The following is an 18,406-nucleotide window of genomic DNA, read 5'->3' as shown; positions in this document are numbered from 1 at the left end:
GCGGCAGCGCGCCTAGGGTCTGTCTTAAAAGGGCGGGCAGCATTTCCCCCACCCTCAGGGAAATCCTCTTCTTAATTCCGATTCAGCAGTGTGGTTTCCTTGATGAAAGTATTGAAAGGCCAGGACATTCTGGCACTGGGTTTCATGACGTTTGCGCTGTTCGTGGGCGCCGGCAATATCATCTTCCCGCCGATCGTAGGCCTTCAGGCCGGTCCCCACGTGTGGATGGCGGCACTGGGCTTTCTGGTAACCGCGGTCGGCCTTCCGGTGGTGACGGTGATCGCGCTCGCCAAGGTGGGCGGTGCCATGGACGCCTTGAGCAGTCCGATCGGCAAGGTGGCCGGGTCGGTTCTTGCGGCCGTCTGCTACCTGTCAGTGGGTCCGTTATTCGCGACGCCACGTACGGCGACCGTTTCGTTCGAGGTCGGCTTGGCGCCGTTGACGGGAGAAAGCCCCCTCGCGCTATTCCTGTACAGCCTGGTTTATTTCGTCCTGGTGTTCTGGATTTCGCTTTATCCGGGTCGATTGCTTGACACCGTGGGCCGTTTCCTTGCGCCGCTGAAGATCATCGCGCTGGCCATCCTGGGTATCGCCGCGTTCATGCTGCCGGCGGGGGACGTCGGCGTGGCCGAGCCTGCCTACGTCGCGGCGCCGTTTTCCCAAGGGTTCATCAACGGCTACCTGACCATGGACACCCTGGGTGCGCTGGTTTTCGGCATCGTTATCGTCAACGCGATTCGCTCGCGCGGTGTCGATTCGCCCCGGTTGATTACTCGCTACGCCATCATCGCCGGCCTCATCGCCGGTGTCGGGCTGGCGCTGGTCTACATCAGCCTGTTCCGACTCGGCTCCGACAGCCATGCGGTCGCCGCCGGCGCAACCAACGGCGCAGCCGTTCTGCATGCCTACGTCCAGCACACCTTCGGCACCCTGGGCAGCAGCTTCCTTGCCGTGCTCATCTCACTGGCCTGCCTGGTCACGGCAGTAGGCCTGACTTGCGCCTGCGCCGAATACTTCAGCCGGGTGCTGCCGCTGTCGTACAAGACGCTGGTGCTCCTGCTGGCGGCGTTCTCGCTGCTGGTGTCCAATCTGGGCCTGACCAAGCTGATCCAGTTCTCGATCCCGGTGCTGACTGCCATCTACCCGCCGTGCATTGCGCTGGTGGCGTTGAGCTTCTGCAAGGACTTCTGGCATGAGCAGGGCCGCATCGTCGCGCCAGTGATGCTGGTGGCGTTTCTGATCGGTGCCGTGGATGCGGTCAAAGGCTCTGCGATGGGTGTCCACCTGCCTGATGCGTTGGCGCATTTGCCGTTGAGCGAGCAGGGGTTGGCCTGGCTGATCCCGTCGCTGATCACCCTGGCGGTAGCGTTCGTGGTGGATCGGCTGCTGGGCAAGCGCAGTGAAGCGTTCGGCTGAAAAGAGTCGGTGTGGGTCATCCCCGCGCCGATTATTCTGAAGCGCAAAAAAACAAAGCCCGCTTAATGCGGGCTTTGTTTATTTGAAACTCTGGAAACTTACTGCTTAGTTGCAGGTGCTGCCTGGTTCGCTTCTTTGGCGCGCTCTTGAGCGGCTTCAGCGTTCTTTTGAGCGGCTTCCTGACTTTCTTTGGCAGCGTCGTTCACTTTGTCTTGCGCTTTCTGCATCGATTCTTGCGACTGCTCGGCAGCCTTGTTTGCATCTTGCTGTTTATCTTCGGATTTTTTGTCGCAGGCGGCGAGGCCCAGAGTGGCAGAAAGCAGCAGGGCAATAGCTAAAGATTTACGCATGGGGTGTTTCTCCTTATAGGTCATCAACGTGCCTTCGAGCATTCGGTTATAAGGTTAGTTCCATGTTCCGGCGGGATAAATGAATACCCCCTCTCAACGGTAGAGCCGCCAGCGTCGCCATGACTGATTAATCGTTTATGTACAGTTGTCAGTCAACGGACCTATTCCATGATGGTTTGGGGAAGCGAAGATTCTTCACTCACAGCACCCTTGACCCTTGAAATTGACTCTCCAGCCCCCACCTTGATGACAACCCGTTGCTCGGAGCCGCCGTCGGCGTTCCGCGCAGCTACCCCTATTTGTGTGGACTGATTGGAGTTTGATGACCATGAGTGTGGAAACTCAAAAGGAAACCCTGGGCTTCCAGACCGAGGTGAAGCAGCTGCTGCACCTCATGATCCATTCGCTGTATTCGAACAAGGAGATCTTCCTTCGCGAGCTGATCTCCAACGCGTCCGACGCGGTGGACAAGCTGCGGTTCGAGGCATTGTCCAAGCCTGAGCTGCTGGAAGGCGGCGCTGAGCTGAAGATCCGTGTCAGCTACGACAAAGACGCCAAGACGGTCACCCTGGAAGACAACGGCATCGGCATGAGCCGCGAAGATGTCATCACTCACCTGGGCACCATCGCCAAGTCTGGCACTGCCGACTTCATGAAGAACCTTTCCGGTGATCAGAAGAAAGATTCCCACCTGATCGGTCAGTTCGGCGTCGGTTTCTACTCCGCCTTCATCGTGGCGGACCAGGTTGAAGTGTTTACCCGTCGTGCCGGTCTGCCTGCCAGCGAAGGCGTGCACTGGTCGTCGAAAGGCGAGGGCGAGTTCGAAGTGGCCACCGTCGAGAAGGCCGATCGCGGTACGCGCATCGTGCTGCACCTCAAGAGCGCCGAAGACGAGTTCGCTGACGGCTATCGTCTGCGCAACATCATCAAGAAGTACTCCGACCACATCGCGTTGCCCATCGAGCTGCCGAAAGAGCAGGCGCCGGTCGAAGGCGATGCCGAGGTTGTTGAAGAATGGGAAACCGTCAACCGTGCCAGCGCGCTGTGGACCCGTCCACGTGCCGAGGTCAAGGACGAGGAATACCAGGAGTTCTACAAGCACATCGCCCATGATTTCGAAAATCCGCTGAGCTGGAGCCACAACAAGGTTGAAGGCAAGCTGGAATACAGCTCGCTGCTGTACGTGCCGGCCCGCGCACCATTCGATCTGTACCAGCGCGAAGCACCGCGTGGCCTGAAGCTCTACGTACAGCGCGTGTTCGTCATGGACCAGGCCGAGTCGTTCCTGCCGTTGTACCTGCGCTTCATCAAGGGCGTGGTCGATTCCAACGACCTGTCGCTGAACGTGTCCCGTGAAATCCTGCAAAAAGACCCGATCATCGATTCGATGAAGTCCGCGCTGACCAAGCGCGTGCTGGATATGCTGGAGAAACTGGCGAAAAACCAGCCGGAAGACTACAAGGGCTTCTGGAAAAACTTTGGTCAGGTACTCAAGGAGGGCCCGGCCGAAGACTTCGCCAACAAAGAGAAAATCGCCGGGCTGCTGCGCTTCGCATCGACCTCCGACGACAGCGGCGAGCAGAGCGTTTCGCTGGCCGACTACCTGTCGCGCGCCAAAGAAGGCCAGGACAAGATCTACTTCCTCACCGGCGAAAGCTACGCGCAGGTCAAGAACAGCCCGCACCTCGAAGTCTTCCGCAAGAAAGGCATCGAAGTGCTGTTGCTGACCGACCGCATTGATGAGTGGCTGATGAGCTACCTCAGCGACTTCGACGGCAAGGGTTTCGTCGACGTGGCACGCGGTGACCTGGACCTCGGCAAGCTTGATTCCGAAGAGGACAAGAAGGCTCAGGAAGAAGTCGCGAAGGACAAGGAAGGCCTGATCGAGCGTTTGAAAGCCGCGCTCGGTGATGCCGTCAGCGAAGTGCGTGTTTCCCACCGTCTGACTGATTCGCCTGCGATTCTGGCGATTGGCGAGCAGGACCTGGGTCTGCAGATGCGTCAGATTCTGGAAGCAAGCGGGCAGAAGGTGCCGGAATCCAAGCCGATCTTCGAATTCAACCCGTCGCACCCGCTGATCGGCAAGCTGGACAACGAGCAGAGTGAAGACCGTTTCGGCGATCTGTCGCACATCCTGTTCGACCAGGCCGCGCTGGCTGCCGGCGATAGCTTGAAAGATCCGGCTGCCTACGTGCGCCGTTTGAACAAGTTGTTGGTCGAGCTCTCGGTTTAACATTTGCGTCAGGGCAGAACCCGCTTCGGCGGGTTTTGTCATTTAATGTCCCTCCATCCTTATCAGCAGGAGTTCGCTATGAGCAATGTCACTGTGCAGTCCGTCGTGTATGAGATCGACGGCGTCAGCTACGAGAGTCGTCTGGCCTTTGGCGAGGGTGCTCAGGCCGCACCGGGCCTGGTGATGGCGCCGAACTGGATGGGCGTCAGCGAAGACGCCGAGCAGATTGCCAGGGACGTGGCGAGCAAGGGCTATGTGGTGTTGCTGGCGGATCTGTATGGTCAGCACGTGCGCCCCGCCAATGGCGATGAAGCGGCGGCTGCCATGATGCCGTTGAAGAACGATCGCGTGCTGTTGAACACCCGCATGAAGGCGGCGCTGGACCAACTGACCGCACAGGCTCACGCCGCCGTCGATACATCCCGGCTGGCGGTGTTTGGCTTTTGCTTCGGCGGTTGCTGCGCCCTGGAACTGGCGCGCACCGGTGCGCCGCTCAAGGCTGCGGTTTCCTTCCATGGCACGCTGGACACGCCGAACCCGGCAGATGCCAAGAACATCAAGGGCAAGGTCCTGGTGATGCACGGCGCGTCCGATCCCCTGGTGCCGAAAGAGCAACTGCCGGCGTTCGAAGCCGAAATGAATGCGGCCAATGTCGATTGGCAACTGCTGAGCTACGGCGGGGCGTACCACTCCTTCACCGACCCGCACGCGAACAACCCGGGCGTGCAGATGTACAACCCGACCGTGTCCAAGCGCGCGTTTACCTCGATGCACAACCTGCTGGACGAGGTGTTTGCGGGCTGATGTGAATTTCACCAGGCCCCACGCGTCACCGCGACGAAAAGATGATGTGGGGCTTGGGCCATCAGCGCCTGAGCTTACTGCTCACCGGCCATTCGATGCGCTCCACTTCCCCCGGCACGGTCGGCCAGTCGCCCGCGGCCCATTTTGCCCTGGCCTGCTCGATCAGTGCCGGATCGCTGGCCACAAAATTCCAGCTCATCCGTCTTGGCCCATCCAGTGGCGCCCCGCCAATCAGTACGGCATGGCACTCGCTTTGCGCGCAGAGCGTCGGCTCGCTGCCAGTATCCAGCACCACCAGACTTCGCGGCCGCACCGGCTGCCCATCCAGCAGCAGTTCGCCGTCAATGACGTAGAGCGCGCGCTGTTCATGCTCGGCCGGCACACGCAGCGTCGTGGCGGTCTGCAGGTTCAGCTCGGCGTAAAGCGTGGGCGACAGCACCGGCACCGGTGATTTCAGGCAAAAGCCTTCCCCCGCGATCAGGCGTATCCGAATGCCCATGCCGTCACTGACCGGCAATGTGTCGGCGGCGTGATGGCTGTAATGCCCGTCGTCCTGCTCATGAGACGTGGGCGAGGCCAGCCAGACTTGCAACCCGTGCAGGCGTGAGCCGCTGGCCTGCAAAGAATCCGGGGTGCGCTCGATGTGAGCGATGGCGCGGCCGGCGGTCATCCAGCTGACTTCGCCGGGCCTGACCAACTGATCGCTGCCCAGGCTGTCCTTGTGGCGGATTTCGCCTTCAAACAGGTAGGTCAGGGTGGAAAGCCCGATGTGTGGATGTTGGCGGATGTCCATGCCGGTGCCGGGGGCATATTGCATCTCGAGCATGTGGTCGAAAAACACGAACGGGCCCACGCTCCGGCATTGTGCAGCGGGCAAGGGGCGCAGGATCGGTTGGCCTTCGACGTCTTCAGCGCGGGGAGTGATGGTTAGCATAATGGCGCTCTCGGTGGGCATGACACACAGGGTATAGATCAGTCGGGCACTTGGCTGGAACGGCGGTGCTACACACTCTGTAACGATTCGTCGGCAGCGCTATGGGAATTGTCCTACAGAACGTCATCTGAAAGCCGACATCACACGCAACTGCTGTTTCCATAGCAGTGTCTTGGGAAGGAATCGGGTATGACCGTCAGAAACATGAACATCGCGCCCCGGGCAGCCATCGGTTTCGGCGTGCTGGCCTTGCTGGTTTTCGCCCTTGGGGCCTTTGCGCTGATGCAGATGGCAAGCATGCGCGCCCAGTCGGACCACGTCGAAAGCAAATGGCTGCCCAGCGTGATGGAGCTTGGCACCGTCGGGCAAGACCTCATGCGCATCCGCACGCTCACGTTGCGTCTTATGCTCAACCGCAACCCGGACGCGCTGCGCGACAACGCGGCCAAAGTCGACCAGCTCAAGGCAGGTTTGCAGACCACCCAGCAAAACTATGCCGCCTTGATCGGGTCACCGCGCGAACGCGAGGTGTACGAGACGTTTACCGCCGCTCAGCAGGGCTATTACCAGCGACAGAGCCGCGTGATGGAGCTGTCCGGCGCGAATCAGATTGAGGACGCCATGCAGCTGGTCAATGGCGAAATGAACCAGTTCGCCGACAAGATGACGGTTGCGCTGACTGAATTGGTAGCACTGAACAAGGCGGGAGCGATAGACGCCAGTGACCGGGCGAAATCGGTGTTCTCCAGTGCGGTGGGCTGGGTTGCCGGGATGATGGTACTGACGGCGCTCATTACTCTGGTGCTGGCCTGGGGCCTGACCCGCAGCATCGTCAGACCCATCGCACAGGCGTTGGGGATCGCCCAAATGGTGGCGGCCGGTGATCTCACCACCGAGATCGTCGTGCAGGGCCGTGACGAGCCGGCGCGTTTGCTGGAGGCCCTGAAGACCATGCAGCAGAGTCTGCGCCGCACGATCATGCGCATCGCCGATTCTTCGAATCAGCTGGCGTCTGCATCGGAGGAGCTGAGCACGGTCACTGAAGACGCGACGCGCGGCCTGCATCAGCAGAGCCTGGAGATTGATCAGGCGGCAACGGCGGTCAACGAGATGACGGCAGCCGTCGAGGAGGTCGCGCGCAACGCCGTGGCGACGTCCCAGGCTTCCGGTGAGTCCGACCGGATTGCCCAGCACGGCCGTAAGCAGGTCCAGCAGACGGTGGCGTCCATCGCCCATCTGGCCGAAGACGTCACTGATGCTGGCGATCAGGTGCAAACCCTCGCTCAAAAGGTGTACGGCATCACCAAGGTGCTGGACGTGATCCGCTCCGTTGCCGAGCAAACCAATCTGCTCGCGTTGAACGCGGCGATTGAAGCGGCGCGGGCCGGGGAGGCGGGACGTGGTTTTGCCGTGGTGGCGGATGAGGTTCGCGCACTGGCGCATCGCACCCAGTCGTCAACCCAGGAAATCGAGCAACTGGTGGGCGACATCCGTCAGGGCACCGATCAGGCCGTGGCCGCCATGCAAGGCAGCAACAGCCGGGCCCAGACGACCCTCGAGCTGGCGCAGTCGGCAGGTGTTGCGCTGGATGACATCGCGGCGGCCATCACATTGATCACCGAGCGCAACGTCGTCATTGCCAGTGCGTCGGAGGAGCAGGCGCAAGTGGCGCGCGAGGTGGACCGCAACCTCACCAACATTCGTGACATCTCCCTGCAAAGCTCGGCAGGCGCGAACCAGACCAGCGCCGCCAGCCACGAGCTGTCGCGACTGGCCACGGATCTGAACGGGCTGGTGGCAGCGTTCTCTGTTTGAGCTTCGATGCTTTCCCGGCGAAAGCGGGTCTCACTGGCTTAGGGGCTTAAACAGGCCCCACTGCTGCGTGGGTTAAGCCGGTCCCACAGAGGGCATGTCCCACTAACGGCAGTTCCCGCTGAACGTGTTTCGCAGGCATAAAAAAAGGGCCCCGCAGGGCGCCTTTTTTTAGTCTGCGACTGACGTGATTACTTGCCAGTCCAGCGCTTCATCACCAGCGTGGCGTTGGTGCCGCCAAAGCCAAAGCTGTTGCTCATCACCAGGTTCAGCTCGGTGTTTTCGCGGGTCTTGGTCAGGATCGGCATATCGGCTACCGCAGGGTCCAGCTCGTCGATGTTCGCCGAACCGGCCATGAAGTTGCCTTCCATCATGAGCATGCAATAGATCGCTTCGTGAACGCCGGCGGCGCCCAGGGAGTGACCCGACAGGCTCTTGGTGGAGCTGATGGCCGGTGCCTTGTCGCCGAACACTTCACGCACGCCTTCCATTTCCTTGGCATCGCCAACCGGAGTGGAAGTACCGTGGGTGTTCAGGTAGTCGATGGTGCCGTCAACGGTCGACAGCGCCTGCTGCATGCAGCGGATCGCGCCTTCGCCGCTCGGGGCAACCATGTCGTAGCCGTCGGAGGTGGCACCGTAGCCCACCAGTTCGGCGTAGATCTTGGCACCACGGGCCAGGGCGTGTTCCAGCTCCTCGACCACTACCATGCCGCCGCCGCCAGCGATGACGAAGCCGTCACGGTCAGCGTCGTAGGCGCGGGAAGCTTGTTCTGGCGTTTCGTTGCGTTTGCTGGACAGCGCGCCCATGGCGTCGAACAGGAACGACTGGCTCCAGTGCTCCTCTTCGCCACCGCCGGCAAACACGATGTCCTGCTTGCCCATCTGAATCTGTTCCATGGCGGTACCGATGCAGTGAGCACTGGTGGCGCAGGCAGAAGCGATGGAATAGTTCAGTCCCTTGATCTTGAAGGGCGTCGCCAGGCATGCCGATACCGTGCTGCTCATGGTGCGGGTCACGCGGTAAGGACCAACGCGCTTGACGCCTTTCTCGCGCAGGATATCCAGCGCTTCCATCTGGTTCAGCGTGGATGCGCCACCGGAGCCGGCAATCAGACCGGTACGCGGGTTGGAGACTTGCTCCTCGGTCAGACCGGAGTCGGTCACGGCGTCTTTCATCGCCAGGTAGGCATACGCAGCAGCGTGGCCCACGAAGCGGAAGATCTTGCGATCGATCAGTTCTTCGAGATTAAGGTCAATGGAGCCCGACACCTGGCTGCGCAGACCCATTTCGGCATATTCCGGATTGAAACGGATGCCAGGGCGACTTGCACGCAAGTTGGCGGAGACGGTGTCTTTGTCATTGCCCAAGCAGGAAACAATGCCCAGACCAGTGATAACGACGCGGCGCATGCGAATACCCTTAGAAATTTTCAGTGGAAGTGAAGACGCCGACACGCAGGCCTTCAGCGGTATAGATTTCACGCCCGTCCACGCTGACCGAACCATCGGCGATGGCCAGATTCAGCTTGCCTTTGAGGACGCGCTTGATGTGAATGTTGTAGGTGACTTTCTTGGCGGTCGGCAGAACCTGGCCGAAGAACTTCACTTCGCCCGAGCCCAGTGCGCGACCGCGGCCCGGCAGGCCTTGCCAGCCGAGGAAGAAGCCGACCAGCTGCCACATGGCGTCGAGGCCCAGGCAGCCTGGCATCACCGGGTCACCTTCGAAGTGACAGGCGAAGAACCACAGGTCGGGATTGATATCGAGTTCGGCGACCAATTCACCTTTGCCGAACTTGCCGCCTTCTTCGCTGATCAGGGTGATGCGATCAACCATCAGCATGTTGGGGGCGGGCAATTGCGCATTACCCGGGCCGAACAGCTCGCCGCGACTGCAGCGCAGCAGATCTTCCCGGGTAAAGGCGTTTTGTTTGGTCATGCGAGCTCCTCGATAATCCTGTGCGGCAGGGTGTGGCGTTACTTACCCAATCTGGCCAGCGGGTCATCCCTCTGCTGGCAGCCTACTCATAGACTATTGCGTTGTAGTGAAAGTCACAGCACGGGTGAAATGAATGTACACCTGTGCACTGAAATTTTTCGTCCGCGCGTTGGCACGGGTCGAATCGGCACACAAGACTGCCGCAATTTATCATTTACCGCCAGTCGCAGATGCCTTAATGGTCAGCCAACGTTGTAAAACCTGCTGTAAATCAGCACGTTTGAACGGCTTGGCCAGATAATCGTTCATTCCGGCCTGCAGACAGATTTCCCGGTCGCCGTGCTGGGCGTTGGCGGTCAGGGCAATAATCGGTAACGTCGCCAGTCCTGGAAGCAGGCGGATACGGCGGGTGGCTTCATAGCCGTCCATGACCGGCAGTCGGCAATCCATCAGAATCAGCGCGAAGGTTTCCCGGCTGGCCATGTTCACCGCTTCCAGGCCGTCGGCCGCCACACTCACTTGCAAGCCGAGGCTGCGCAGCATCGCGTCGACCACCGTGCGGTTCACCGGATTGTCCTCGACCAGCAGCACACAGGCGTCGCGGCTTTGCGGCAATTCGCCCACGGTGCCGGCGGCAGGCGTGATCACAGGCCTTTGCACCCGCTGCAGGGGGATTTGCAGCTGAAACACAGACCCGAGCCCCTCGCTGCTCTGCGCCTGCAGCGATCCGCCCATGCGCTCGGCCAGATTGCGCGCAATGGGCAGACCCAAACCGGTGCCACCATAGCGACGGGAGATGGAGTTGTCCGCTTGCTGAAACGCATCGAACATTGATTCCAGCAGGTCCGGAGAAATCCCGATGCCGCTGTCGCGAACGGCGCAGGTAAACAGAATGTGCTGCGGGTCAGCAGCGGTGAACGCTGCTTCGACGCGCACGCTGCCGAATTCCGTGAACTTGAGCGCGTTGCCGATCAGGTTCACCAGTATCTGGCGGATTCGCGTGGGGTCGCCCTTGACCTGTAGCGCTTCCATTGCGGGCGGCAAGTCCAGTTCCAATGCCAGACCGCGCTGTTGAGCGTTGTGGGAAAAGGCCTGTACCGAGGTGCTGATCAGGTCGGCCAGATTGAATGAAATGCTCTCCAGTTCCAGCGCATCGCGTTCGAAGCGCGAAAAGTCCAGAATGTCGTTGATCACCCGCAGCAGGTGTTCGGTGGATTCCATGGCCAGCGCGGCGTACTCGGCCTGCTCGTCGGTCATCCTCGTGGTTTCCATCAGCTGCAGCATGCCCAGCACGCCGTTCATGGGCGTGCGCAGCTCGTGGCTCATCATCGCCAGGAATTCAGACTTCGCGCTGTTCGCGCGTTCGGCTTCTTCGCGGGTGCGGATGAGCGCGTCCATCGCCTGCTTCTGCTCACGGCTGGCCTTCTCCAGACCCAGGGCGAGGTTGTTGATGTGCCGCGCCAGATCGCCCAACTCGGCATCATCGGCAACGGGCAGCGGAGCAGAATAATCACCTTGCTGGATGGCCTTTACCGCTGCGCTCATGGCGCTGATAGGCTGGGACAGGCTTAACGACAAACGCCTTGCCAGCATGTAAGTAAACAGCAGAGCGAACAGCGCCAACACACCGGCTTTGAGCAGTATCTCCTGCTCGCGCTGATTGAACGCATCGCTGGACATGCCCACCAGCACGCGTCCCAGATAGCCCTCGACGGGCACGCTGGGGTCATCCTCCAGACTTGCCTCGTTGGCGCCTGCAAACCACTGCGCGGATTTGTCCGGCTGCAAGCGAATGGGCGCCTGGAACACTTCCATCTGCCGCGAGCGGCCCGGTCTTTCGGCGGGCTCGACATGCACCAGCACGTTGCCAGCGCTGTCACGGACCTCGAGAAAACGCACATGGGGCGTGTTCATCGTGGCCTTCATGAGGTTTTCCAGGACGGCCCTGTTGCCCACGATCACGCCGTACTCCGACGCCGGCGCCAGTTGGTTGGCGATCAGTTGCCCGGTGTGATTGAGCTCCTGTCGCAGGTCCTGAATTCGCACCACAGTAAAGAAGCTGATCAGCAGCAGGGTCAGCAACAAGGCCGGGCCCAGGCTGAGGATCTGCGTGCGGGTGCTGATGTTCCAGCTGCGCTGGGCCGTCACGAGGCGGCTCCGGTGGTCCGGACTCGCAGGATTTGTCGATCCTCAGGCATGGCGAAGCCTGAGAGGGCGCGAAAAGCAGGCGAATGGTGTCATGTGACGGACCTCTTCGGGAGCGACCTGACGATAGCTCATCGGCGTCGCTGCGGAATTTTCATCTGGGGAGCGCATCTTAACTGAGCTGTGGGCAATTTCCTCGCCATGAGTGGGGGATCGGCTAGAAGTTCGTGGGGGCACCTTTTCGCTCTGGCCGCGAGCACGGCGCTCCGTATAATGCCCGCATCGCCAGATGTCATGGCCCTTAATGGATTGTTTTATGACCCAGCAGCAACCAATAGCGGTCCTTGGCGGCGGCAGCTTCGGGACAGCGGTGGCCAATCTGTTGGCCGGCAACGGTCACCGGGTGACGCAGTGGATGCGCGACCCGGAGCAGGCCGAGGCGATTCGCGTCAATCGCGAAAACCCGCGCTACCTAAAGGGGATCAAGGTGCTCGACGGCGTCGAGGCGGTCACCGATCTGCACGCCACCTTGCGCGACAGCCAGCTGGTGTTCGTGGCGTTGCCTTCCAGTGCGCTGCGCGGCGTGCTCACGCCGCACGTCGACCTGCTCGCCGGCAAGATGCTGGTCAGCCTGACCAAGGGCATCGAGGCCGACACCTTCAAGCTCATGAGCGAGATCCTTGAGGACATCGCACCCGCTGCGCGAATCGGCGTGTTGTCCGGCCCCAATCTGGCGCGCGAGATTGCCGAGCACGCCCTGACCGCCACGGTGGTCGCCAGTGAAGACGAGGACCTCTGCCAGCAGGTCCAGACTGCCTTGCACGGCCGTACTTTCCGCGTGTACGCCAGCGCCGACCGTTTTGGCGTCGAGCTGGGCGGGGCGCTGAAAAACGTCTACGCCATCATTGCCGGCATGGCAGTGGCGCTGAACATGGGCGAGAACACCAAAAGCATGCTGATCACCCGCGCGCTGGCCGAAATGACCCGTTTCGCGGTCAGCCAGGGCGCCAACCCGATGACCTTCCTGGGCCTGGCCGGGGTCGGCGACCTGATCGTGACCTGTTCATCACCCAAGAGCCGTAATTACCAGGTCGGCTTTGCCCTGGGGCAGGGCCTTAGCCTGGACGAGGCGGTTACCCGGCTGGGCGAGGTCGCGGAGGGCGTCAATACGCTGAAGGTGCTCAAGGCCAAGGCGCAAGAATTGCAGGTCTACATGCCGCTGGTTGCCGGGCTCCACGCCATCCTGTTCGAGGGACGCACGCTGGAGCAGGTCATCGAACTGCTGATGCGCGCCGAGCCCAAGACCGATGTCGATTTCATTTCAACCAGTGGTTTCAACTGATCCCTCACGGAGAAGCTCTTGAACGAATCAAAACTCAAGCAACACGAATCGATCCTGCTGCGCATCCTATGGATGGTGCTGTTTGTACTGGTCTGGCAAGTGGCGGAAGTGGTTCTGGCTGCGGTCGTCCTGGTGCAGCTGGTCTACCGCCTATTCTATGGTGCGCCGAGCCTGAGCGTGATGTCGTTCGGCGACAGCCTGAGCCAGTACCTCGCACAGATTGGCCGCTTCGGTACCTTCAACACCGATCAGAAGCCCTGGCCGTTTGCCGACTGGCCGACGCCGCGGGCACCTGAGGGCGAGGCGCCTCACGTCGTTGTCGTCACGCCGCATCCGGCGGCTGCAACGCCGCAGCCTGTGCCTGCCACGCCGCAACCGGCACCTGCCAAGGCTCCTCCGGTGCCTGACACAACGCCGTCTACCGCGGAAATCCCTCCTGCGGCCGATCAGGAGCCCAAACCGTGAACGTCTGGATTCTGCGCCATGGCGAAGCCCGGCCTCAGGCCCGCACGGACGCCGAGCGGGAGCTCACCGCCAAGGGGCGAGAAGAGGTCTTGCGCAGCGCCGCTCATTTGATGGGGCAGCCACTGACGCGGATCATCGCCAGTCCGTATGTGCGCGCTCAGCAGACCGCCGAACTCGTCCGACAGGCCCTTGGGTTCACCGATGCCATCGAGACGGTGCCGTGGCTGACCCCGGACAGTCACCCGCACACGGTGCTTGATCAACTGGATGCGTACAGCGTGGAGGATGTCTTGCTGGTCAGCCATCAGCCGCTGGTGGGTGCGTTGATTGGCCTGGCGGTGCATGGGTCGGTGCAACAGGCGCAACCGATGCACACCGCCAGTCTCGCTCGGCTTGAGGCGGATTTGCCCCTTGCCGGTGCCATGCAATTGATGGATGTTCGCCACGCAGAATGATGCGGCGCCGCGCGCTGTTCCAGGTGCCGCGCTGCCGCACGTGAGACGTACCGCAACCCTCGAATAACAAGGAAGAACCATGACTGTATGGCGTAGCCCCCCGGATCTTGAAGCACTGAACGCAAAGCAGAAGAACACCATCGGTGAGGTGCTGGATATTCGTTTTGAGGCGGTCGACGAGCAGTCTCTGACGGCGAGCATGGCGGTGGATGAGCGCACTCATCAGCCGTACGGCCTTTTGCACGGCGGCGCGTCGGTGGTGCTGGCGGAAACGGTGGGCTCTACCGCGAGCTACCTGGTAATAGATACCGATCGGTTTTTTTGCGTGGGCATCGAAGTCAACGCCAACCATTTGCGCGGGGTGCGCAGCGGGCGAGTGACGGCGGTGGCGCACCCGGTGCACATCGGGCGCACGACTCACGTGTGGGATATCCGCCTGACCAACGAGGACGGGAAAGCCTGCTGTATTTCCCGGCTGACGGTCGCGGTCGTGCCCCATGGCGAGCAGCCGCCGCAGCGGTAGTTCGTTCTTTGTTCTGGCTCACGGCAGAACGGTTTCGCCTCGGTCACCCTGCACCCAAGTCGCGACTTGTGGTGTCTCTGCTTCCTCTGGATGAGGATCAAAAGCAGATCAAGGGCTTCCCGGCTAAAGCCGGTCCCACTGGCTGCGCGCATTGCCTTTTGTGGGACCGGCTTTAGCCGGGAAGAGGCCGGATGTTGCAACAGAATTCTCGCGGTGTGACACCTGATCGCTCCCACTCAGCCAGATAAAACCTCCAATGACCGGAGTGGCCTCATTGATGGCAGTTCCGGTCATTGCCGCGCTGGCGGGCGGTGCGCACAATCGCGGCATATTCTGGTTGCTCTGGATGCCTCGGCATGACCCAACTCCTGTTCTTCGCTCACGCCAACGGCTTCCCTTCCGGAACGTACGGCAAGCTGTTTGCCGCCCTCGGGCCTGAGTTCGAGATCCGGCATCTGGAGCAGCATGCCCATAACCCGCGGTTTCCCGTGACCGATAACTGGCCGGAGCTGGTGGACGAGCTGATCCATCATCTGCGTGAGCAGCCCCAACCGGTGTGGGGCGTTGGCCATTCCCTGGGCGGCGTGCTGCATTATCATGCGGCGTTGCGTCACCCGGAGTTGTACCGGGGCGTTGTCATGCTCGACTCACCGGTGCTGACGCGCGTCGATCAGTGGGTGATCCGTGCGGCCAAACGGTTCGGCTTCATCGATCGCATTACACCCGCTGGCCGGACGTTGGGACGCCGCGAGGTGTTCAGCAGCGTTGAGGCGGCGCGCGATTACTTTTCCGGCAAGTCGCTGTTCCGGCGTTTTGATCCCGAGTGCTTCGAGGCCTACTTGAGTCATGGGCTGCAAGCTGATGGGGAAGGGTTGCGCTTGCGCTTCGATCCGGCCACTGAAATCAGTATCTACCGCAGCGTGCCCCATACCAGTCCCGGGCTGGCGCGCCAGCTGCGGGTTCCCCTGGCGATGGTGCGCGGCGAAAGCAGCGATGTGGTGCGTCGCCACCATGCGCTGTCGGTCAAAAGCATGCGCGAAGGCGAGTACCTTTCCGTGCCCGGAGGGCACATGTTCCCGCTCGAACATCCCGAGGACACCGCCCACATGCTCAGAGCGCTGTTCTCACGCTGGGCTGCCAATGCCGGCACGGCAACGGCAGACGCAGCGCAACGGGCCCGCGCATGACCTGCTCAGTGGAGGAAATCCGCCTGAGTCTGCCGCATATCGAGCTGGCGGCCCACCTGTTCGGTCCGCACGATGGCATTCCGGTAATCGCCCTGCATGGCTGGCTGGACAATGCCAACAGCTTCGCGCGCCTGGCGCCCCGGCTCGAAGGGCTGCGGATCCTGGCGCTGGATTTGGCCGGGCACGGCCATTCCGATCACCGCCCGCCGGGTTCGGCCTATGGCTTGCCCGACTACGCCCACGACGTGTTGCAAGTGGCCGGGCAAATGGGCTGGGAGCGGTTCTCCCTGCTGGGCCATTCGCTGGGCGCGATCATCTCGGTCATCGTGGCGGCGGCGGTCCCGCAGCGCGTCAGTCGTCTGGCCCTGATCGACGGCCTGATTCCGCCGCTGGGCGAGCCGGAGTCAGTGGCCGAGCGCATGGGCGCGGCACTGCAGGCGCAATTGACGCAACAGGACAAGCGCAAGCCGGTATACCCGGATATGGATCGGGCGGTAGAGGCCCGGATGAAAGGCATGGTCGCGGTCAGTCGCGAAGCCGCCGAGCTGTTGGCGCAGCGAGGCCTGATGCCGGTGCCCGGCGGCTACACCTGGCGCAGCGACAGCCGGTTGACCTTGCCGTCGGCGATTCGGCTGACGCGTGCGCAGGCGCTGTCTTTCGTGACGGCGGTGCGCTGCCCTGCGCAGTTGATCGTGGCCGAGGAGGGGATGCTCGCGCAAAACCGTGAACTCCTCGCCACTGTTCCTTTTACGGTGACGTCCTTGCCGGGCGGGCATCACTTGCACCTGAACGACGAAGCGGGTGCGGGCTCTGTTGCAGACTGTTTCAATCGCTTCTTCGCCGTTCCTTGACTTGCAGCCTGCAACTGCCGAGGCTGGCGCAGTTGAAACAGGAGACTGCACGATGGACCACTGCCCACGCCGCACCGTTTTATTGTCAGGCCCGCCGCGCGTTGTCGCGGCGTTGTTTTGCCCGCGCGTTGCGTTGCCTGCCGCTTTACTGACCGCCTCGCCGACTGCCCTGTCATGAGTGCACCCAAGACGTTCACCCAAGCGCTCACGCTGTCGCTGCTGCTGACCGGCCTCGCCGCCGTTGCCCATGCGGCCGATGTGCCTGGCAGTCAGGATCTGCCCAACCTGCCGCGACTGGCAGACGCTGAAATCGTCGATTATCGGCCTGCCGTTGAGCTTGAACGCATCTACCCTCTAGGATCGATCCGCAAGATCAGCGGCCAGTTGCGTTTTGACGGGCAAGTGTCCGGGCGTGGCATTGTCACGGGCATAACCTACCAACTGCCGGTCGAACACAGCGCCGATGAGGCGTTTACAGCCGCCCGTGAAGCCTTGCAGCAGCAGGGCGCGCAGTTACTGTTCTGGTGTCAGGCGCGCGATTGCGGCGAAAGCAGCCTCTGGGCCAATGAGGTGTTTGGCAACGCCAAGCTGTATGGCGCCGACAATGGCCAATCCTACCTGCTGCTGCGCCTGGCCGCCCCGGCTGACAATACCCTTGTGGCGTTGTATGGCATCACCCGTGGCAACCGCCGGGCGTTCCTGCATGTCGAGCAATTTCAGTCCGGCACGCCCCTTGGGGAGCTGCTGCCAACCTCCGCGACCCTGTTGCGCGAGCTGAAAAGCACCGGCGAGCTGGAGCTGCCGATGCTGACTTCAGAACCCCAGGAGCCCTGGATCACCTTGCTGTCCCGTGGCCTGAATCTGGACAGCACCTTGCGTGTCACGCTGTCCGGGGATCAGCGCGAGGCCTGGCGTCAGGCGCTCGTGGCAAAAGGCGTGCGCGCGGCGCGGCTGGAAGCCGGCGACCGCAAAAATCCGGGGCTGACGCTCGAACTCATTCGCTGAGGCGGGCTCAACCCCGTCTCAACGCTGGCCTGGATGCAGGATGAGGCGGGCTGCGGTATTCGCCGGTATGCTCAATGGACCCGAACCCACTTTTGGCGGAATGACCGATGTTCAATAACGACCGCCTGTTGGTGCAGATTCTTCTGCTCGCGCTGCTCGGCGCTTGCCTGTGGGTCATGGCGCCGTTCTGGTCGGCGCTGTTCTGGGGCGCAGTGCTGGCCTTTGCCAGTTGGCCGCTGATGCGCCTGTTGACCCGCGCGCTCAAGGGACGCGAATCCCTGGCGGCGGCGATTCTGACGCTCGGCTGGATGGTGCTGGTACTCGCACCGCTGGTGTGGCTGGGCTTCAATCTGGCGGATCACGTGCGTGACGCAACGGCGTTCGTCAAGGACGTGCAAGTGGATGGCCTGCCGGACCCACCCACCTGGCTGGCGGGGATTCCGATGGTGGGTGGGCGACTGGTGGGTTACTGGAACACCATCGATCAGCAGGGCGCTGCACTGCTGGTCAGCGTCAGGCCGTACCTCGGGCAGGTGGGCAACTGGCTGCTGGCGCGGAGCGCGCAGATCGGTGGCGGCATTCTGGAACTGACCCTCAGCATCGTCTTCGTGTTCTTTTTTTACCGCGACGGGCCCCGCGTGGCGGCGTTCGTGCTGAGCCTTCTGGAACGACTGATTGGCGACCGCGCGCAGTATTACCTCGATCTGGTGGCCGGTACGGTGCAGCGGGTGGTCAACGGCGTGATCGGCACGGCAGCGGCGCAGGCCGTGCTGGCGTTGATCGGCTTCTTGATTGCGGGCGTGCCGGGCGCATTGGTGCTGGGCATTGGCACTTTCCTGCTGAGTCTGGTGCCCATGGGCCCGCCGCTGATCTGGATACCGGCCACGGCGTGGCTGGCCTGGAGAGGCGACTATGGCATGGCAATTTTCCTCGGGCTATGGGGCAC

Annotated in this window: 15 protein-coding genes and 4 pseudogenes; 13 read left to right on the top strand and 6 right to left on the bottom strand. The window is 61.8% G+C overall.

Features of this window, described 5'->3' with window-relative positions:
- Positions 1 to 102: 102 nt before the first annotated feature.
- On the top strand, positions 103 to 1,416 hold the full coding sequence (gene brnQ / locus VF672_RS05180) for a branched-chain amino acid transport system II carrier protein (protein WP_331102149.1): 1,314 nt from the start codon (positions 103 to 105) through the stop codon (positions 1,414 to 1,416).
- Positions 1,417 to 1,514: 98 nt separating this feature from the next.
- Here brnQ and VF672_RS05175 read toward each other — a convergent pair whose 3' ends face one another.
- Complete coding sequence (locus tag VF672_RS05175; protein ID WP_331102147.1) at positions 1,515 to 1,766, bottom strand: hypothetical protein; 252 nt, start codon at positions 1,764 to 1,766, stop codon at positions 1,515 to 1,517.
- A gap of 328 nt (positions 1,767 to 2,094) precedes the next feature.
- Here VF672_RS05175 and htpG point away from each other — a divergent pair, with 328 nt between their 5' ends.
- Together htpG and VF672_RS05165 are read left to right on the top strand one after the other, a co-directional pair.
- On the top strand, positions 2,095 to 3,999 hold the full coding sequence (htpG, locus tag VF672_RS05170; RefSeq protein ID WP_331102145.1) for a molecular chaperone HtpG: 1,905 nt from the start codon (positions 2,095 to 2,097) through the stop codon (positions 3,997 to 3,999).
- Between the two features lie 78 nt (positions 4,000 to 4,077).
- Positions 4,078 to 4,803: a dienelactone hydrolase family protein gene (locus tag VF672_RS05165; protein WP_331102143.1), complete on the top strand. Its 726-nt coding sequence runs from the start codon at positions 4,078 to 4,080 to the stop codon at positions 4,801 to 4,803.
- A gap of 61 nt (positions 4,804 to 4,864) precedes the next feature.
- Here the strand turns inward: VF672_RS05165 and VF672_RS05160 are convergent, their stop codons facing one another.
- Positions 4,865 to 5,737 (bottom strand): pirin family protein, encoded by an 873-nt coding sequence (locus tag VF672_RS05160; protein WP_331102141.1) that lies wholly within the window; start codon positions 5,735 to 5,737, stop codon positions 4,865 to 4,867.
- A 189-nt stretch (positions 5,738 to 5,926) separates the two neighbouring features.
- Here VF672_RS05160 and VF672_RS24555 point away from each other — a divergent pair.
- Both VF672_RS24555 and VF672_RS24550 read left to right on the top strand, forming a co-directional pair.
- A pseudogene (locus tag VF672_RS24555) lies at positions 5,927 to 6,694 on the top strand (MCP four helix bundle domain-containing protein); the annotation flags it as partial.
- The gene (locus VF672_RS24550; RefSeq protein ID WP_414705575.1) at positions 6,689 to 7,552 is read left to right on the top strand and encodes a methyl-accepting chemotaxis protein; all 864 of its coding nucleotides are present in this window, start codon (positions 6,689 to 6,691) and stop codon (positions 7,550 to 7,552) included. The pseudogene VF672_RS24555 and the gene VF672_RS24550, both read left to right, overlap by 6 nt.
- Before the next feature lie 188 nt (positions 7,553 to 7,740).
- Here VF672_RS24550 and fabB read toward each other — a convergent pair whose 3' ends face one another.
- The 4 genes and pseudogenes from fabB to VF672_RS05140 all read right to left on the bottom strand — a co-directional run.
- On the bottom strand, positions 7,741 to 8,961 hold the full coding sequence (fabB, locus tag VF672_RS05150) for a beta-ketoacyl-ACP synthase I (RefSeq protein ID WP_331102137.1): 1,221 nt from the start codon (positions 8,959 to 8,961) through the stop codon (positions 7,741 to 7,743).
- Between the two features lie 10 nt (positions 8,962 to 8,971).
- A complete protein-coding gene (gene fabA, locus VF672_RS05145; protein WP_331102135.1) occupies positions 8,972 to 9,487 on the bottom strand; it encodes a 3-hydroxyacyl-[acyl-carrier-protein] dehydratase FabA in 516 nt (171 codons plus the stop codon).
- A 210-nt stretch (positions 9,488 to 9,697) separates the two neighbouring features.
- A pseudogene (locus tag VF672_RS24545) lies at positions 9,698 to 10,081 on the bottom strand (response regulator); the annotation flags it as partial.
- A 65-nt stretch (positions 10,082 to 10,146) separates the two neighbouring features.
- Positions 10,147 to 11,635, bottom strand: a pseudogene (locus VF672_RS05140) (ATP-binding protein); the annotation flags it as partial.
- 313 nt (positions 11,636 to 11,948) lie between these two features.
- Here VF672_RS05140 and VF672_RS05135 point away from each other — a divergent pair.
- From VF672_RS05135 to VF672_RS05100, 8 genes and pseudogenes are all read left to right on the top strand, one after another.
- Positions 11,949 to 12,974 carry an NAD(P)H-dependent glycerol-3-phosphate dehydrogenase gene (locus VF672_RS05135; protein ID WP_331102131.1) on the top strand — a complete coding sequence of 342 codons (1,026 nt, stop codon included), beginning with the start codon at positions 11,949 to 11,951 and terminating at the stop codon, positions 12,972 to 12,974.
- 72 nt (positions 12,975 to 13,046) lie between these two features.
- Positions 13,047 to 13,313, top strand: a pseudogene (locus tag VF672_RS05130) (DUF4389 domain-containing protein); the annotation flags it as partial.
- 122 nt (positions 13,314 to 13,435) lie between these two features.
- Positions 13,436 to 13,894, top strand: a complete 459-nt coding sequence (sixA, locus tag VF672_RS05125; protein ID WP_331102129.1) for a phosphohistidine phosphatase SixA — start codon at positions 13,436 to 13,438, stop codon at positions 13,892 to 13,894.
- Between the two features lie 79 nt (positions 13,895 to 13,973).
- Positions 13,974 to 14,417 (top strand): hotdog fold thioesterase, encoded by a 444-nt coding sequence (locus VF672_RS05120; RefSeq protein ID WP_331102127.1) that lies wholly within the window; start codon positions 13,974 to 13,976, stop codon positions 14,415 to 14,417.
- A 356-nt stretch (positions 14,418 to 14,773) separates the two neighbouring features.
- The gene (locus VF672_RS05115) at positions 14,774 to 15,604 is read left to right on the top strand and encodes an alpha/beta hydrolase (protein WP_331102124.1); all 831 of its coding nucleotides are present in this window, start codon (positions 14,774 to 14,776) and stop codon (positions 15,602 to 15,604) included.
- Positions 15,601 to 16,455 (top strand): alpha/beta fold hydrolase, encoded by an 855-nt coding sequence (locus VF672_RS05110; RefSeq protein WP_331102122.1) that lies wholly within the window; start codon positions 15,601 to 15,603, stop codon positions 16,453 to 16,455. The genes VF672_RS05115 and VF672_RS05110 overlap by 4 nt, the downstream gene beginning before the upstream one ends.
- A 174-nt stretch (positions 16,456 to 16,629) precedes the next feature.
- Entirely contained in the window at positions 16,630 to 17,460 is an 831-nt protein-coding gene (locus VF672_RS05105; RefSeq protein WP_331102120.1) for a DUF4892 domain-containing protein, read from the top strand.
- 107 nt (positions 17,461 to 17,567) lie between these two features.
- The coding region (locus tag VF672_RS05100; protein WP_331102118.1) for an AI-2E family transporter at positions 17,568 to 18,406 on the top strand (839 nt) is incomplete at its 3' end.

The sequence above is a fragment of the Pseudomonas sp. genome (assembly GCF_036387035.1).
Lineage (GTDB): Bacteria > Pseudomonadota > Gammaproteobacteria > Pseudomonadales > Pseudomonadaceae > Aquipseudomonas.
The sequence above is the reverse complement of the archived record's forward strand: the minus strand, read 5'-3'. Positions and strand labels throughout refer to the sequence as shown.

Coding starts and splice junctions, on each gene's coding strand:
- VF672_RS05120 (WP_331102127.1), top strand. CDS start 13,974: ATGACTGTATGGCGTAGCCCCCCGGATCTTGAAGCACTGAACGCAAAG.
- VF672_RS05110 (WP_331102122.1), top strand. CDS start 15,601: ATGACCTGCTCAGTGGAGGAAATCCGCCTGAGTCTGCCGCATATCGAG.
- VF672_RS05135 (WP_331102131.1), top strand. CDS start 11,949: ATGACCCAGCAGCAACCAATAGCGGTCCTTGGCGGCGGCAGCTTCGGG.
- brnQ (WP_331102149.1), top strand. CDS start 103: ATGAAAGTATTGAAAGGCCAGGACATTCTGGCACTGGGTTTCATGACG.
- VF672_RS24550 (WP_414705575.1), top strand. CDS start 6,689: ATGCAGCAGAGTCTGCGCCGCACGATCATGCGCATCGCCGATTCTTCG.
- VF672_RS05160 (WP_331102141.1), bottom strand. CDS start 5,737: ATGCTAACCATCACTCCCCGCGCTGAAGACGTCGAAGGCCAACCGATC.
- htpG (WP_331102145.1), top strand. CDS start 2,095: ATGAGTGTGGAAACTCAAAAGGAAACCCTGGGCTTCCAGACCGAGGTG.
- VF672_RS05105 (WP_331102120.1), top strand. CDS start 16,630: ATGAGTGCACCCAAGACGTTCACCCAAGCGCTCACGCTGTCGCTGCTG.
- VF672_RS05175 (WP_331102147.1), bottom strand. CDS start 1,766: ATGCGTAAATCTTTAGCTATTGCCCTGCTGCTTTCTGCCACTCTGGGC.
- fabB (WP_331102137.1), bottom strand. CDS start 8,961: ATGCGCCGCGTCGTTATCACTGGTCTGGGCATTGTTTCCTGCTTGGGC.
- fabA (WP_331102135.1), bottom strand. CDS start 9,487: ATGACCAAACAAAACGCCTTTACCCGGGAAGATCTGCTGCGCTGCAGT.
- VF672_RS05165 (WP_331102143.1), top strand. CDS start 4,078: ATGAGCAATGTCACTGTGCAGTCCGTCGTGTATGAGATCGACGGCGTC.
- VF672_RS05115 (WP_331102124.1), top strand. CDS start 14,774: ATGACCCAACTCCTGTTCTTCGCTCACGCCAACGGCTTCCCTTCCGGA.